The following is a 506-nucleotide window of genomic DNA, read 5'->3' on the forward strand; positions in this document are numbered from 1 at the left end:
CCCGTCCCGTCTACGACATCACGTCGCCGGTGTTCGACGCGGTCACCATCCAGCTGCACCCGGACTACTACCGGGGCGGTACGTTCCGGATCGTCACCCACGACAACTCGGCCGAGCACATGTACATCCAGCGCGCCGCGCTGAACGGGCGGCGGCAGGACAACGCCTGGTTCCACCACGACCGGCTCGCCGCCGGCGGCACCCTGGAGCTGTGGATGGGGCCTGAGCCGAACAAGGACTGGGGCGTCGCGGAACTGCCGCCGTCCAGGTCGTCCGAGGCGCCCGCGGTGCTCTACGCCGACCGCGACACCGTACGCGTCGACTCCGGCGAGACCGGCTCGCTCACCCTGGCCGCCCGCAACCTCACCTCCCGGCCCGTCGCCGCCGCCTGGCACGCCGACGCCCCCGCCGGCATCGAGGTCCGGCCGGCCCGCGGGAGGCTGACCGCACCGGGCGACGACACCGCCGAGCAGGACCTCACGCTCCGCGTCGCCGCCGGCACCCCG

1 protein-coding gene is annotated in these 506 nt (G+C 74.1%); it reads left to right on the forward strand.

Annotation, left to right across the window (positions count from 1 at the left end):
• Positions 1-506, forward strand: a 506-nt coding sequence (locus LG396_RS38875) for a glycoside hydrolase domain-containing protein (protein ID WP_225798326.1), incomplete at both ends; no start/stop codon positions are given.

It is taken from the genome of Streptomyces aculeolatus (assembly GCF_020400605.1).
In the GTDB taxonomy this organism is placed as follows: Bacteria; Actinomycetota; Actinomycetes; order Streptomycetales; family Streptomycetaceae; genus Streptomyces; species Streptomyces aculeolatus.